Source organism: Paraburkholderia aromaticivorans (assembly GCF_002278075.1).
Lineage (GTDB): Bacteria > Pseudomonadota > Gammaproteobacteria > Burkholderiales > Burkholderiaceae > Paraburkholderia > Paraburkholderia aromaticivorans.
In genome coordinates this window covers 1,786,841-1,802,040 of the sequence record NZ_CP022990.1, presented here as the reverse complement: position 1 = coordinate 1,802,040, position 15,200 = coordinate 1,786,841, and the positions used below count along the sequence as shown (strand labels likewise).

General features: G+C 62.9%; 16 protein-coding genes. 7 read left to right on the top strand and 9 right to left on the bottom strand.

The window, feature by feature from the left end; all coding sequences use genetic code 11:
* Positions 1-22 precede the first annotated feature (22 nt).
* The 4 genes from CJU94_RS27745 (at position 23) to CJU94_RS27730 (ending at position 3,699) form a co-directional block, all read left to right on the top strand.
* Positions 23-1,027, top strand: a complete 1,005-nt coding sequence (locus CJU94_RS27745; RefSeq protein ID WP_095421815.1) for an alpha-ketoacid dehydrogenase subunit beta — start codon at positions 23-25, stop codon at positions 1,025-1,027.
* Between the two features lie 3 nt (positions 1,028-1,030).
* On the top strand, positions 1,031-2,143 hold the full coding sequence (locus CJU94_RS27740) for an acetoin dehydrogenase dihydrolipoyllysine-residue acetyltransferase subunit (RefSeq protein WP_095421814.1): 1,113 nt from the start codon (positions 1,031-1,033) through the stop codon (positions 2,141-2,143).
* Position 2,144: 1 nt separating this feature from the next.
* Complete coding sequence (gene lipA, locus CJU94_RS27735; protein WP_095421813.1) at positions 2,145-3,137, top strand: lipoyl synthase; 993 nt, start codon at positions 2,145-2,147, stop codon at positions 3,135-3,137.
* A gap of 115 nt (positions 3,138-3,252) precedes the next feature.
* A complete protein-coding gene (locus CJU94_RS27730) occupies positions 3,253-3,699 on the top strand; it encodes an SRPBCC family protein (protein ID WP_095421812.1) in 447 nt (148 codons plus the stop codon).
* A 172-nt stretch (positions 3,700-3,871) separates the two neighbouring features.
* Here CJU94_RS27730 and CJU94_RS27725 read toward each other — a convergent pair whose 3' ends face one another.
* The 3 genes from CJU94_RS27725 to CJU94_RS27715 all read right to left on the bottom strand — a co-directional run bounded on the left by CJU94_RS27725 (position 3,872) and on the right by CJU94_RS27715 (position 6,154).
* On the bottom strand, positions 3,872-4,483 hold the full coding sequence (locus tag CJU94_RS27725) for a hypothetical protein (RefSeq protein WP_208645373.1): 612 nt from the start codon (positions 4,481-4,483) through the stop codon (positions 3,872-3,874).
* A gap of 125 nt (positions 4,484-4,608) precedes the next feature.
* Positions 4,609-5,319: a pirin family protein gene (locus CJU94_RS27720; RefSeq protein ID WP_095421810.1), complete on the bottom strand. Its 711-nt coding sequence runs from the start codon at positions 5,317-5,319 to the stop codon at positions 4,609-4,611.
* 82 nt (positions 5,320-5,401) lie between these two features.
* Complete coding sequence (locus tag CJU94_RS27715) at positions 5,402-6,154, bottom strand: SDR family NAD(P)-dependent oxidoreductase (RefSeq protein ID WP_095421809.1); 753 nt, start codon at positions 6,152-6,154, stop codon at positions 5,402-5,404.
* Between the two features lie 121 nt (positions 6,155-6,275).
* Between CJU94_RS27715 and CJU94_RS27710 the strand changes: the two genes are divergently transcribed.
* Positions 6,276-7,193, top strand: coding sequence for a LysR family transcriptional regulator (locus CJU94_RS27710; RefSeq protein ID WP_095421808.1), 918 nt, complete (start codon positions 6,276-6,278; stop codon positions 7,191-7,193).
* A 225-nt stretch (positions 7,194-7,418) separates the two neighbouring features.
* Positions 7,419-8,255, top strand: a complete 837-nt coding sequence (locus CJU94_RS27705) for an alpha/beta fold hydrolase (RefSeq protein ID WP_095421807.1) — start codon at positions 7,419-7,421, stop codon at positions 8,253-8,255.
* A gap of 221 nt (positions 8,256-8,476) precedes the next feature.
* On the opposite strand, the gene CJU94_RS27700 is transcribed toward CJU94_RS27705, so the two are convergent.
* The 4 genes from CJU94_RS27700 to CJU94_RS27685 all read right to left on the bottom strand — a co-directional run bounded on the left by CJU94_RS27700 (position 8,477) and on the right by CJU94_RS27685 (position 12,373).
* Positions 8,477-9,721, bottom strand: coding sequence for a citrate synthase (locus tag CJU94_RS27700; protein WP_095421806.1), 1,245 nt, complete (start codon positions 9,719-9,721; stop codon positions 8,477-8,479).
* Between the two features lie 108 nt (positions 9,722-9,829).
* Entirely contained in the window at positions 9,830-10,219 is a 390-nt protein-coding gene (locus tag CJU94_RS27695; protein ID WP_095421805.1) for a VOC family protein, read from the bottom strand.
* 26 nt (positions 10,220-10,245) lie between these two features.
* The gene (locus CJU94_RS27690; protein WP_095421804.1) at positions 10,246-11,562 is read right to left on the bottom strand and encodes an MFS transporter; all 1,317 of its coding nucleotides are present in this window, start codon (positions 11,560-11,562) and stop codon (positions 10,246-10,248) included.
* Positions 11,563-11,614: 52 nt separating this feature from the next.
* Positions 11,615-12,373, bottom strand: a complete 759-nt coding sequence (locus tag CJU94_RS27685) for an SDR family oxidoreductase (protein ID WP_095421803.1) — start codon at positions 12,371-12,373, stop codon at positions 11,615-11,617.
* A 320-nt stretch (positions 12,374-12,693) separates the two neighbouring features.
* Between CJU94_RS27685 and CJU94_RS27680 the strand changes: the two genes are divergently transcribed.
* Positions 12,694-13,656 (top strand): 2-hydroxyacid dehydrogenase, encoded by a 963-nt coding sequence (locus CJU94_RS27680; RefSeq protein ID WP_095421802.1) that lies wholly within the window; start codon positions 12,694-12,696, stop codon positions 13,654-13,656.
* Between the two features lie 119 nt (positions 13,657-13,775).
* Here the strand turns inward: CJU94_RS27680 and CJU94_RS27675 are convergent, their stop codons facing one another.
* Together CJU94_RS27675 and CJU94_RS27670 are read right to left on the bottom strand one after the other, a co-directional pair.
* Positions 13,776-14,318: an SRPBCC family protein gene (locus tag CJU94_RS27675; RefSeq protein ID WP_095421801.1), complete on the bottom strand. Its 543-nt coding sequence runs from the start codon at positions 14,316-14,318 to the stop codon at positions 13,776-13,778.
* Positions 14,319-14,403: 85 nt separating this feature from the next.
* Entirely contained in the window at positions 14,404-15,192 is a 789-nt protein-coding gene (locus CJU94_RS27670; RefSeq protein WP_095421800.1) for an aldolase, read from the bottom strand.
* Positions 15,193-15,200 lie beyond the last annotated feature (8 nt).

Genomic DNA, 15,200 nt, shown 5'->3' with positions numbered 1-15,200 from the left:
CACCGGTCCACAGGAGACAGACATGGCACGCAAGATCACATTTTCTCAGGCAATCAACGAAGCGCTGAGTCAGGAAATGGCCCGCGATGAAACCGTCATCGTGATGGGCGAGGACAACGCGGGCGGCGCGGGCTCCCCCGGCGAACAGGACGCGTGGGGCGGCGTACTCGGCGTCACGAAGGGCCTGTTTCACAAGTATCCGGGCCGCGTGCTCGATACGCCGCTCTCCGAAGGCGGTTATATCGGCGCGGCGGTGGGCGCGGCCGCGTGCGGCATGCGGCCGGTGGCGGAATTGATGTTCATCGACTTCATGGGGGTGTGCTTCGACCAGATTTTCAATCAGGCCGCCAAGTTCCGCTACATGTTCGGCGGCAAGGCGGTGACACCGGTGGTGATTCGCGCCATGCAGGGTGCCGGTTTGCGCGCGGCCGCACAGCACTCGCAGATGCTGACCTCGCTGTTTACGCACATACCGGGCCTCAAGGTGGTGTGCCCCTCCACACCGTACGACGCGAAAGGCCTGTTGATCCAGGCGATCCGCGACAACGACCCGGTGATCTTCTGCGAGCACAAGCTGCTCTATAGCCGCGAAGGCGACGTGCCCGAAGAGTCGTATGCGATTCCGTTCGGCGAAGCGAACGTCGTGCGTGACGGCGACGACGTCACGATCGTCACATACGGCCGCATGGTGCATTACGCCACGGAAGCCGCGGAAAAACTCGCGAAAGACGGCCTCGAAGTCGAGGTGATCGATTTGCGCACCACCTCGCCGCTCGACGAAGACACCATCCTCGAAAGCGCGAATCGCACGGGTCGTGTCGTGGTGGTGGACGAGGCGAATCCACGCTGCTCGATCGCCACGGACATCTCCGCGCTGATCGCGCAACGCGCGTTTCACTCGCTGAAGGCGCCAATCGAAATGGTGACCGCGCCGCATACGCCCACGCCGTTTGCCGGCGTGCTCGAAGACATGTACATCCCGTCGCCCAAGCAGATTGCCGACGCCGTGTTGAAAGTGAGAGGTTAAGCGATGCCGATTCATATGATTACGATGCCCAAGTGGGGCCTTTCCATGGAGCAGGGGCAGGTCAACGGCTGGCTCAAGGCGATCGGCGACAAGGTCGCGAAAGGCGAGGAAATACTCGACGTGGAGACGGACAAGATCTCGTCCGGCGTCGAGTGCGCATTCGACGGCATCTTGCGCCGGCGGATCGCGCAGGAGGGCGACACGTTGCCGATCGGCGCCTTGCTCGCGGTGGTGGCCGACCCGGAAACCGCGGATGCGGAGATCGATGCAGCGGTCGAAGCGTTTCAGCGCGATTTTGTCCCGGCCAGCGCCGAGGCCGGCGAAACGGGTCCGCAGCCGGAAAAAGCGCAGATCGGCGGGCGGACCGTGCGCTACCTGAAACTGGGCGACGGCGGCACGCCCGCGCTGCTGATTCACGGCTTTGGCGGCGACCTCAACAACTGGCTCTTCAATCATGCCGATCTCGCCGCGCATCGCACCGTGTGGGCGCTGGATTTGCCCGGCCACGGCGAATCGGGCAAGGCGGTCGAGACCGGCAGTGCTGAAGAACTGGCGGACAGCGTGATCGCGTTCATGGACGACCGCGGCATCGGCAACGCGCATCTGATCGGTCATTCGATGGGCGCGCTGGTCGCCATGACGGTGGCCGCGAAGGCGTCAGCGCGGGTTGCGTCGCTTTCGCTGATCGCCGGCGCGGGGCTCGGCGAAGAAATCAATGGCGAGTACATCAGCGGGTTCACGGAAGGCAGCAATCGCAACGCCCTCAAGCCGCAGCTCGCCAAGCTCTTTGCCGACCCCGCGCTCGTGACGCGGCAACTCGTGGAGGACATTGTCAAATACAAGCGGCTCGAAGGCGTGCAGGACACGTTGCGCAAGATTGCCGCGTCCGCGTTCGATGGCGATGTCCAACGCACGGGCTATCGCGACCGGCTTGCGGAGCTGGTGCCTCGGGCGTTGGTGATCTGGGGTGCTGAAGACCGGATCATTCCGGCTTCGCACGCGCAGGGACTCCATGGCGATATCCGCGTTCATGTGCTGGAAGGAAAAGGGCATATGGTGCAGATGGAGGCGGCCTCGGAAGTGAACCGTCTGCTCAACGACTTCCTGGGGCGTTGACATGGACGCCGCCCTGCATGGCGATAGCGTCACCGCCCTTGGCCAGCACGGCAAGCGCAGTGGCGACAAACTCGCGCGAATTCCGGTGAAGATCGTGCCGCTCGCCGGCGGCGAGGCCTTGCCGAAACCGCCATGGCTGCATGCAAGGCCGATGATGAGCGAGACGGTCGCCGGCGTGGCGGCGATCCTGCGCGAGCATCGGCTGCATTCGGTCTGCGAGGAGGCGATGTGCCCGAACATCGGCGAATGTTTTGCACAGCGCACCGCCACGTTCATGATCATGGGCGGCATCTGTACGCGGCGTTGTGCGTTCTGCGACGTCGCGCACGGCCGGCCGGCGCCGTTGGACGACGGCGAGCCGGCGAGGCTCGCCGACGCGGTGGCGGCGCTCGGTCTTCGCTATGTCGTCGTGACGTCGGTGGATCGTGACGATTTGCGCGACGGCGGCGCTGCGCATTTTGCGCGGTGTGTCGCGTTGCTGCGCGAGCGCGTGCCGGGTATTCGGGTCGAAGTGCTGACGCCGGATTTTCGCGGACGCGTAGAGCGGGCCGTGTCCGAACTCTCGCGCGCGTGGCCGGATGTGTTCAACCACAACATCGAAACGGTGCCGTCGCTGTATCGGGCCGCGCGTGCCGGCGCGGACTATCGCGGCTCGCTCGGCTTGCTGGCGCGCGTCAAAGAGGAGAATGTGGCCGTGTTGACGAAGTCGGGATTGATGGTCGGACTTGGCGAGTCCGACCAGGAGTTACTCGACACCATGCGCGATTTGCGCGCGCATCATGTCGATATCCTGACTATCGGTCAATATCTTGCACCGTCGCGTTTTCATATGCCGGTGCGTCGCTATGTCGAGCCCGGACAGTTTGCGTCGTGGCGCGACGAGGGTTTGAAAATGGGCTTTCGCGAGGTGGTGGCGGGACCGCTGGTGCGTTCGTCGTATCACGCGGATCGTGCGGCCGATACAGTGACGGCCACAGCTCAGGAGTTGCGATAGCGCGTGAAAGCCATTGACACCTTCGGGTTTTCACGGAGAGTCGTCATGTCGAGATTGCCGGCGCCGGTTCGTCGTAGGAGTATGTCCAACTTCCTTAGTGAAAGGCGAACACACCATGACTACCGGAACCGTCAATCTTCATCGCGTGTTGCGCGCTACGCCTGAACGCGTGTACCGGGCATTTCTCGAAGCCGATGCGCTGGCAAAGTGGCTTCCTCCTTACGGATTCACCTGTCAGGTTCACCACATGGATCCTCGGGTGGGCGGCACCTTCAAGATGTCCTTCCGAAATTTCGGCACCGGTAACGGCCACTCGTTCGGCGGCGAATACCTCGAACTGACGCCGTCCGAGAAGATCCGCTATACGGACCGGTTCGACGATCCGAACCTGCCCGGCCAGATGGTCACCACCGTCTCATTGCGCCAGGTGTCTTGCGGCACCGAGCTCACCGTCGTGCAGGAGGGCGTGCCCGAGGTCATTCCTGTCGAGATGTGCTACCTCGGCTGGCAGGAGTCGCTGGTTCAGCTGGCGAAGCTGGTCGAGCCCGAGATTCCGGGCTGAGGGCTACGGCCCGGACCTGAATGCGGCAACGCCGGCTAGTTGGCCGATTCGCGCCGCGAGGCAGGCATTGGCGCCCACGTTGTGACGCTGGCCGTTCGCGGCAGCGCATCCGATCAGACGGCTACGCTGGTGCCGGGAGATTCGCGGGCGCAGGCTGCATCCCGCGCATCGCTCATTGAATCCGGTCGGTGACACGCCCGGCGAACGTCCAGCCGCCGTCCTGGCTCCAGACGTAGGTAAAACCGGTTGGACCGTCGATGAACACGGTCATCGGCTTGCTGATGCCGTGATTCTCTTCATGCTGCGACGTTCCTACTGGTGTGACCCGGCCTCTGGTTGTCCTGGGGGCTGCATCCGGGGTGTCGAGCTTCCATCCGTCAGCCGGAACATAAGTGAGCCGCATGGTGCCGCCCGCAGGTGGCTGGATGAGCAAGGTGAGCGGGGAATTCGCACCGCTCGCCGGCTCCTTGCAGGGCGTCGCCGCGGTGTGCGCCGTCGTGTTCTTGATGCTTGCTTCGTAAGCGGGCTCGCCGTCGGCGGCGGCGAAGCCGATCTGACCATACGTCGCCAACATCAACGCTGCCAGGGTGGCCGCAATCGTTCCGGCACATCGATTTGAGCGCTTCATTGCCGTTCTCTCCTGCCTGCGGAAGTGGGCGAAAGATTCCGACGCACTGAAGACACATGCGTCATCTGGAAAGTGCCGACCCACAAAGCGATGCCCTTCCGAAAAGAAGACGGAAACTGCGAAAATAATTTGAAGGCGCGTGCCGCCGGAAAGCAACGTTGTTGCGCCGACAGCGCAGCCGGTGCGGAGGATGGGTCTATCAAAGCGGCGACTGCCGCGGGACTTGCGTCAAAGTTGGATTCGTTCGACGAAAGCGCCTTGCGCAGCCGAACGATCGCCGGTCATGCGGCGCGCGTCGTCACCATGACGATGGACGTATCATCGACAGCGGTCATGGCGAAACTGGGTTCGCCGGCGACAGCGATGCCGTCGCGCGCGGCAAGGCGAAAGTTGGCTACGTCGAGGCGGCCCACCGTTGTCACGAGGTATGCCTGCGAGTCTTGCGGCAATGCATGCACGAGCGTTTGACCGGCCAGCATCGTCGCGCCGAGCAAACGGGCATTGGCATTGATGGCCAATGCGCCGGCGCGATGATCGGCAGGGTCCCCGCTTGCGAGTACGACGAGCCGTCCTTGCTGCTCGTCCAGACCGCAGCGCCGCATCGCCCAGCGCGGCTCACCGTTGGGCGAGCGGGGCGTCAACCAGATCTGGAAAAGCCGCGTTGGCTCTCGCTCTTCGTTGCGCTCGGAGTGAAGCACGCCGGTGCCCGCGCTCATTGCCTGAACGCAGCCAGCTTCAATGCGGGCCGCGTTGCCGAAACTGTCCGCGTGGGTAATCGCGCCGGTGCGCACATAGGTCACGATCTCGACGTTGCGGTGCGAGTGCATGTCGAAGCCGGCGTGCGGAGCGAACTCGTCATCGTTCCAGACGTGAAGCGCTCCCATTGGCGTATGCCCGGGACGTCCCAGTTCGCCGAAGCGGAAATGCAAGCTGGCTTTGAGCCAGCCCCGCTCGATACTGCCGAGCGTGTCAAAGGGGCGATGTTCGATCATGATTCAACCTTCGCGTGATGCAGAGGCGGCGCTCATGCCGCCGCCCCGAACCGCTTGCGCATTGCGATCGCAACGAGGGCGCCTAGACTTGCGCCTGGCCGCCGTCGACGAACAGTTCGATACCGTTCACAAAGCTGGCGTCGTCCGAAGCGAGGAAGAGTGCTGCGCCGGCGATCTCGTCCGGCTCGCCCACGCGCCCCATCGGAATACGCGAGGCGAGATAGTCGAGCAGTCCCTGCTGTTGTGCTTTGTCCGGGCCCGCCAGTTCCACCAGGCCGGGCGTTCTCGTCGCGCCCGGGCTGATCGTGTTGACGCGGATCTTGCGGTCCTTCAGATCGAGAATCCAGCTGCGCGCGAATGCCCGGATTGCCGCTTTGGACGCGGAGTAGACGCTGAAGGCCGCGGTTCCCTCGATGGTTGTCGTCGAACCGGCGAGGATCACGGAGGCGCCATCGGCGAGTAGCGGGAGCGCCTTTTGCACGGTGAACAGCGTGCCCTTCACGTTGCGGTCAAATGTGTCGTCAAAGTGCTGCTCGGTGATTTCGCCCAGCGGCAGCATCGAGCCGCCGCCCGCGTTGGCGAAGAGCACGTCAAGACGGCCCTTCTCGCCGCGAATCTGCTCATACAGCGAATCCAGCTGATCGAGCTTCGACGAATCGACGCGAACGCCGGTCGCGTTGCCGATCGCGGCGACCGCTGCATCGAGTTCGGCCTGGCGGCGGCCAGTGACGTAGACGTGCGCGCCTTCCGCTGCAAAGCGCTTTGCGGTGGCGAGTCCAATGCCGCTGGTGCCGCCGGTAACCAGTGCGATCTTGCCTTCGAGCTTGCGTGCCATGATGTTGATCCTTTGCTTCAGTGAGTTGCGTTCGTTAAGGGGTGAGGCGATGTGAGAAGAATATCGACGCGAGCCATGTTTCGAAATAGAATTGATTGCAAACCATCATTGCAAAAATGAAATGACGAAATTCCCGGATTTCGAAGGGCTCGCGATGTTCGCCAAGGTGGCCGAAGAGGGTTCGTTCGCCGCGGCGGCCCGTGCCATGGGCGTGTCCGTCGCAACGGTGTCGCGTGGCGTCGCGCGCCTGGAAGACCGCCTTGGGGCGAGGCTTTTCAATCGCACGTCACGGCAGCTCGCGCTAACCGAATTCGGCAGCACGATCTGCGAGAAGGCCGGCGACATATATCGACAGGCGGAAGAAGCGGAGAGCGCGGCGCGCGAGATGTCGGTTCAGCCTCGCGGACTGATCCGTTTTGCGGTGCCCATGTCGTTTGGTTTGCGTTGGCTCGCGCCGCTGTTGCCGGAATTCTCGCGGCGCTTTCCCGAGATATCGATCGATCTGCATCTCTCGGATGCGCCGGTCGACATTGTGGCGGAAGGGTTCGATGCGGCGCTGCGCATCGCCGCGCTGCCTGATTCGTCGCTGATCGCACGGCGCCTGTGTCCGGTGTCGCAGGTGGTCGTCGCGTCGCCCGGATATCTCGCGCGCTGCGGGCGTCCGGCCCATCCGCGCGATCTGGTTGGCCGACCCTGTCTCTCGTATGCCTATCGCGCGCGCAGCGAGGTGTGGCGCTTCGCGAATGACTCAGGCGAGGAAGAGGCCGTCACGCCCGTCGGTCCGCTGCGGGTGACCAACTCCGACGCACTGCTGCCCATGCTGCTCGCAGGGCTCGCGGTTGCCGAGCTGCCCGACTTCATTGCGGGTGAGTACCTTGCCGATGGACGACTCGAGTCGATCCTGACCGACTGGCACCTGACACGGGGCGGTTTGTACTTCGTCACGCCCTCGGCCCGGGCGCGCCCGGCAAAGGTCACCGCGCTGGCGGATTATTGCGCGGAGTTCCTGTCGAAACCCGTGTGGTCGCGGGAGAAATAGAGGCGCTGCCGGCCATGTCCTGCCTTTATGCCAACACCCGCCATTGCGCTATTGGAACGATGAGTTGCACGCGCTGTCATTCCCGAATGCCATGGGCGAACGTATTCTTCTCCGCTCGCCTGCCTCAGTTCGTTTCACCGGGCCGCGAGGGACGGTGGTCGCTGTAATATTGTCGCCGGATGATGGAGCGGTTATCGCTTAACAACCTCGAAGAGGAGAATCACCATGCCGTACGTCACAACGAAGGACAACGTCGAAATCTTCTACAAGGACTGGGGTTCGAAGGACGCCCAACCCATCGTATTTCACCACGGCTGGCCTTTGTCTTCCGACGACTGGGATGCGCAAATGCTCTTCTTCGTGAAGAACGGATATCGTGTCATCGCCCACGATCGTCGCGGCCACGGTCGTTCGTCGCAGGTCTCCGAAGGGCATGATATGGATCACTACGCCGCGGACGCCTTCGCCGTTGTCGAAGCATTGGATCTGCGTAACGCGGTGCATATCGGCCATTCGACAGGCGGCGGCGAAGTGGCCCGGTACGTGGCAAAGCACGGACAGCCCGCCGGCCGCGTGGCCAAAGCGGTTCTGGTTAGCGCGGTACCGCCGCTGATGCTCAAGACCGCGACGAATCCGGAAGGCCTTCCGCTCGAAGTATTCGACGGCTTTCGGCAGGCGCTTGCCGCGAACCGTGCCCAGTTCTTCGTCGACGTTCCGGCCGGACCCTTCTACGGTTTCAATCGGCCGGGCGCGACCGTGCATCACGGCGTGATTCAGAACTGGTGGCGACAGGGAATGATGGGTAGCGCACAGGCTCACTACGAGGGGATCAAAGCATTTTCGGAAACCGACCAGACCGAAGATCTTCGCGCCATAACCGTCCCGACGCTGGTGCTGCATGGCGAAGACGATCAGATCGTACCGATTGCCGACGCAGCGCTGAAGTCGATCAAACTGCTCGGCAACGGCACGCTGAAGACGTACCCCGGCTTCTCGCACGGGATGTTGACGGTCAATGCGGAGATCCTCAACGCGGACCTGCTGGCTTTCGTGCGGGCGTAGTCGAAGCAGGATGTAGAGGCCGCGCGCATGCGCTCGATGTCTTCGCAATCCGGCTGCACGCGGCCGCTCTCTGCCGTTCGCCCCTGCTTACCGGCAGACGTTGGAAAAACCCTTTTCACGTTCAAAGAGCAGCCGCTCGTCAAGTTTGAATCGACGTACGCGGCACGGGAACCTGCACGTTGCCGTCGACGCGACGACGAACGGGCAAGCGCCGGAATCTCTCAGCGCTCAACCGCCTTGAACACGCGATTCTTGTCGAGCGTGCCTGGATCGAGCGCCGTCTCACCGCCTTCCGCGGGCGATGCGGGGTGGTCGTCTTCCAATGCGCGCCCCGTATAGCGGCTTCGTGGCCGTATGACCTTGCCCACCCGGAGTTGCTCGATGCAATGCGCGAGCAGCCCTACGCTGCGGGCCGTCGCGAACAACGCGAACGACGCATCGCGTGGCAATGCCAGCTGCGTCGCCAGGGCCGCGAGCGCAACGTCGATATTCGGCTTGAGCCCGGTCAGCTCGACCACCTTGGCGATGAACGACGTGAGCTCACGAGGAGGATCCAGCACCGCGAGCAATGCGGCCGCCCGCGGATCGCCGTCCGGATACAGATGATGTCCAAACCCCGCGATGGGAATGGCCGACTGCAAGTGGTAAGCAACCACATGCTCCGCACCGAGTCTGCCGACGTCGTCGAACACGGCCCGCACGCGGCCTGACGCATCGCCGTGCAGCGGCCCGGATAACGTTGCGAGCCCGGTGAGCAGGCATCCCGGCAGCGATGCGCCGGTGGAGGCGGTAATCCTCGCAGCGAACGCCGAACTCGTAATCTCGTGGTCGGCCACGAGAACCATGGCCTTGCGGATGAGTTCGGCGCCATCGCGGTCCTGGCCCCAACCGAGCGCAAGCCGCTCATGCGTCATTTGGGCGTTCGCGTTGCGTCGCGCGCCAAACGCTTGTGCGACGAGCGCCACGAGCCGGCCGGCCTCGACATGCAGCGCGCTGTCCGTGCGTCCGAGGGTGGAGTGTCCGCTGGCCGCGAGCGCCGCCAGCGATGTGAACGCGCATTGCCTGCCTCGCTCGTCGCCCTGCAGCGGCAAGTCGCCGCTTTCGAAGGTAACGGGCGCGCGCGCATTCCAGAGAATAGCCGCGACGTCCTCGAGCGTTGCCGTTTCCGAAAGCCGGATGCTATCGCGTCCCCGGTAATACGGCCTGCCTTTCGAGAAGGTGGTGATGCTGCTGTAAATGCACGGCTCCGCGCCGAATATCGTCCCGGCGGCGAGCGCTTCGCGCTTGCGTCCCACCTGTTTCTTGCGGCACAGACCGGCGACGTCTTCCGCGCGATAGAGGCTCTTGCGTGGATCCTGCGGATCCGGCATGACCGCGATGTTGCCTCGACTGACATATGCATAGACAGTCTGCGGCTGCACGCCGAGTTGTCGGGCCGCTTCGGTCAGCGTGATCCAGTTTCGCATGGGATGGCAGGCAAGGTCATGCAGCGGTACAGCGCGGCGGGAGAGGGACGATTCGGATCGCGCCTTTGCATACGGGCGCGCCGATCCAGCGCCAATAGTGACGTCTTTTCAGGTAAAAGTCATCTCGGCGGGTCGCCGCTCCAGGATCTCGACGAGAATGTCACCGGGCGATCGCACGAAGCACGCCCTGACGCCAGGGCGTACCTGCTTGATCGGTTCGACGATTTCCGCGTCGCAGCGCACCAGGTGCTCGAACGCGGCGTCCAGATCGTCGACGCTCACGCCGAAGTGATCGATACCCTGACTGCGCTCGCCATCAGGACGGCGGGGCTGTGCGTTTGTCAGCGAGGTGATGAAAAGGTTGATGCTGCCGATGCGCAAATCCACTCGCCCCGGCCGACGCACGATCTCGGCGTTCAGGCAGCGCGCAAACCAGGCGGCGGTGGCTTCGGCGTCCGACGAGCGCAGTTGCAGATGATCCCACTTGAATTCAATCATTCGATTTCTCTGGATAGTCGGAAGCGTCACAGTTCGATGCGGGCAAGCTTACCCAGCAGCACGGAGTAAGAGAACGCGCCGAGCAGGCATATCGAGCCCATCAGGTTCAAAGCCCAGTAGAAGTGGCCGGTGTGGTGGGTGATGTAGCCGATCATGAGCGGCGTGGTGACGCCCGCGATGTTGGCCGCGAGGCTGGTGATGCTGCTGGTCAGTCCCACATACTGTCGCGGCGCGATTTCAGAGACGGCGGCCCACGACATCGACCCGATGCCCTGCGCGAAGAACGCGATCGTCAGAATGGCGATCACCAGCTCGTTCGACTCGACGAAATTGACGAGCACGATAGACGCACCGAGCAGCGTGCCGATAATGAGCGGCGCCTTGCGGGCGGTGGAAATCGACACGCCGCGTCGGATGAAAAAGTCCGAGAGGAAACCGGCAAGCAGAATGCCGACCGTCGCGCCGATAAACGGGAGTGCCTGGAAGATCCCAACCTTGATCATCGACATGTGACGTGCTTCGATCAGATAGGTCATGAACCACGTGGTGAAGAAGACCAGCAAGGTGTTGTTGCAGAACTTGCCGAGACAGATGGCGAGAATCTGCCGGTAGCCGAGCAGCTTGAGCGCCATGCGCCAGTCGAACTTCTCGCGGGGCTTGCGCGCTGCCGTAGCGCCTTCGTGGATGTATTGCAGTTCGGCCGCATTCACGCCCGGATGCTGAAGCGGATCGCGATAAATGCGGTACCAGACCATACTGAACAGAATGCCGAAGCCGCCCGTCACGAAGAAGACCGTACGCCAGCCGTACGCGGCGGAGATCCATAGCAACAAGCCAGTAAATAAGGGCGTGCCGATGTATTGGCCCATCACATAGACGCTGGTCGCGAAGCCGCGTTCCCGGGCGGGAAACCACAACGTCACGGCGCGTGCGTTCGAAGGGAAGGCCGGCGCCTCCAGCGCGCCGATGGCGAGCCGCGAACCGAGCAGCATCTGGTAGCCGGCCGCCAGACCTTGCGTCAGGGTGGCGAACGACCAGCCGACCAGAGACAGGGCATAGGCCACCCGCGAGCCGAGGACATCGGTCAGCACACCGCCGGGCACGAGCGCAATCGAATAGGCGAGACCGAATGCCGCAAAAAGCTCGCCCATCTGCATTTTGTCGAGCCCCAGCCCCTTCGAGAGGCCTGGCGCGACGATACCCAGCGCCGACCGGTCCACGTAATTGAGGATGGTCGCCACGAGCAGCATCGAGAGCACGACGTACCGGACCCGGGAGCGTTTCGTGGCATCCGCGTAAGCCGGATTTCGTGCCGGCAAGGTTTGTTCCTCTACGACTTTCATCGATGTCTCCGTAACATTAGCCTGTTGTTATTGATGGCTGGCGAAAGACGATTTATCCGCGGCCGACGAACGGCATGGCGCTCGCCATGATCGTCATGTTGAGCACATTGGCTTCGAGCGGAAGACCGGCCATATGCACGACCGCATTGGCAACGTGCGTTACGTCCATTCTTGCTTCGGGCGCCATGCGTCCGTCCGCTTGCAGGACGCCGCGGTTCATGCGTTCCGTGAGGGAGGTCGCCGCATTGCCGATATCGATCTGGCCGCAGGCGATGTTGAACGCGCGTCCGTCCAGTGCAATCGATTTGGTAATGCCCGTGACGGCATGTTTGGTTGCGGTATAGGCGATGGTATGCGGCCTTGGCGAGTGGGCCGAGATCGAGCCGTTGTTGATGATCCGTCCGCCTTGAGGGGACTGCGCCTTCATCAGGCGATAAGCGGCCCGTGCGCACAGAAACACGCCGGTCAGATTGGTGGCGACGACATCGTTCCAGAAGTCGACCTCGTAGTCTTCCAGCGGGACGGCCCCCGCGTTGCGGCCCGCGTTGTTGAAGAGCACGTCGAGCCGGCCGAACGTTTCGGCGATTTGCGAAAACGCGCGCTCCACCGATGCCGCATCGGCGACGTCGGCCTGGAAGACATACGCCTCTGCGCCGGCAATGCCGATTGCCTCCCTGGTTTCCAGAAGCGGCTCGGCTCTGCGGCCGATCAGCGCGACGCTAAACCCGGCGCTGGCGAGCGCCACGGCGGCGGCGCGGCCGATGCCGGAACCGGCACCCGTAACAGCGGCGAATTTCTTCGATGCAGGCATTTCAGTTCCTCTCGACAATTCAATTGAGCACGGGGAAGAGAGTTGCATTCGCGCCATGCGGTGAGCAATCTTGATTGATTGAATCAACATCTGGGGGCCTTGCGCATGGGGATCGCACCAGGGTTTTCCTGATACGTGCGTTGCCGGCCGAGCGGCGGACAAGGGCATGCAAGGAGAGCGAATCGCGTCGTGCGGAGTGCAGGGGACGAATGAGGGGCCGATCATTTCCCAGGAGTTGATTTATCCAATCAACATTGACGACCCGGTCTGCGGTTCGTAGTCTCTCGACGTCTGTCTACCCAAGTCCCCAAGGAAGAACCATGTCGGAAAATAACCGTACCAGGCTGTTGATTGCGCGCAAGGTTCCCACCGCCGTGGCGAAGCGCGCCGAGGCCGAACTCCATGCCTTCGTGACCGAGGCCGATATGGACGCGTGGTCTGTCGTCGAGTTCTGCACGAAGCACGACGTGCCGGCTGTACTGATCGGCAAGAAGTCCGGTTTGCAGGCGGAGCACATTGCCGCGCTGCCCGCGTCGGTCAAGATCATTGCGAATGCGAGCGCGGGGTTTGATCACATGGATGTGGCGGCCGCCCGGCAAAGGGGAATAGTCGTGACGAACGCACCCGACGCGTTGACCGAATGCACCGCCGATTTCTCCATGCTGCTCGTGCTGGCGGCTTGCCGTCGCGCGTCGGAATACGAACGAATCATGCGCAACGGATGGGGCAAATCGTTCGGCATGACCGAGATGCTGGGTACGCGAGTCAATGGCAAGACGCTCGGCATTGTCGGATTCGGGCGGATTGGACGGGCGGTCGCGAAGCGTGCGCAGGGTTTCGGCATGCGCGTGATCTATACGGACATCAGCCGCGCGGCGCCGGCGCTGGAAAACGGCGCGACGTTTTACGCCAGACTCGACGAAATGCTGCCGCACTCTCAAGTGCTGACGCTGCACGTGCCGGGCGGAGGTGTCCCGTTGATGACAAGAAAGGAGTTTGGACTCTTGCCGAAGGGCGCAGTGTTCGTGAACGCGGCGCGTGGTGGTCTCGTGGACGAAGATGCGCTCTACGAAGCGCTGACTTCGCGACATCTGTTCAGCGCGGGTCTGGATGTGTACCGGAACGAACCCGATGTCGACAAGCGTTTCGCGGAGCTCGACAATGTGTTTCTGACGCCGCATATGGCCAGCGCGACGATCGAGACGCGCGACCAGATGGGCTTTACGGCACTGGACAATGTCGCCGCCGTGCTGGATGGGCGACCCGCGTTGAATCCGGTGTGAGGCCAGCCCTCCCGCATTGCGCTTGCCATGCGCGCGCGGGTGGGCTGTTTGAATCGCTTGCCGATTGCAGGGCTGCTGTCATGGAGCCGCCAACCGGCAACGCGAGCCGAGCAAGTCGGCTAGTGCTGCGTCGCCTCCAGAAGACGCTTGAGTTGCGACACCGCCGTATCGGATTCCGATTGAATTCGCGCGCGCAACACGAGCCAGTTGAATATCGCGAACCACAACGACGGCGCGCGATAAGTGAACTCACGTTGAAAGCGGGTTCCGTTTCCGTTCGATGTCAGCGAATAGGTGACGGTGCCAGCCGGTCTGCTGTCGATCTTTCCGTCGATCGTCCACTTGTCCGGGCGCTCCCGTGCCGCGACCGTCCACACGACGCGGCCGCGCCTGCCCGCTACACGGAAGTCCTCCGTCACCTGCTCGCCCAGATCGAGGGAATGGTCGACGGAGCCGCTGACCGCGAGCGATGACGGATGCCAGTCCGGCCAGTGAGCCGGAGTCGTGACGTAGTCGAATACGACGGTGGGAGGGCGTTGAATCGACGCAACCGTCACGATGCGTGTGTCGAGTCCAATCCGCTGCGGCAATGGAGCGGCGAGCAACGCGATAACGACGAGCACGGCCAGTGTCGCCGTGACGAACCGTGTACGGGGTTTCATAGCGCTTTGTACTCGACGCGCATCAGAGGCAATTATTCTACTGCGAAGCGGTAGGGCAATCTCCCTCGACTTCCCAATTCGCGCGCTATCTGTCGAACGCAATGCCCTGCCTGCGCAGTTCCCGCATACCGCTGTCGAGGTGCGCTCGCGCGCTGTCCGGATCGCCAACGCGCATTTGTTCGTACGCGCGTTGCGCGACCTCATGAGGCACGGGCTTGAGCGGCTGATTGGCGCTCATCGCCTTGAGCTGCACCGCTGCGGCGCGCTCCAGGTAATACAGGTCGTCCCACGCCTGCGCGATGTCCGCGCCCGCCACCATCACACCGTGGTTCTTCAGAAACAGGATGTCGGCGTCGCCCATTGCCGCGGCGATGCGGTCCCCTTCCGACTCGTCCAGCGCCAGACCGTTGTAGTGCTCATCGACCGCCGTGCGGCCGTAGAACTTCAACGCCGTCTGCCCGAGCCACAGCAGCGGTGGTCCCTCCAGCAGACACAGCGCCGTGGCGTTCGGCATATGCGTGTGAAACGCGGCCTTCACGCGTGGCATCAACCGGTGCAGGCGCGCATGGATATAGAACGCGGTCGCTTCCGGTTTGCCCTCACCGTGGACAACGTGTCCGTCGAAATCGCAAATCAGAAGTCGTGATGCAGTGATTTCGGCGAACGCATAGCCGTACGGATTCACAAAGAACAGATCGTCGTGGCCAGGGACGACGGCCGAGAAGTGATTGCAGATCCCTTCCTCCAGGCCGTGCCGCGCCGCGAGCTGAAAACACGCGGCCAGTTCGATACGAGCCTGCATGACCGCGTCCGCGTCGAGCCGCACGTGGGGTGAGCTCGCCTTGGAGGCGGTGGATAGAAGTGTATGCGCCATGATCGTTG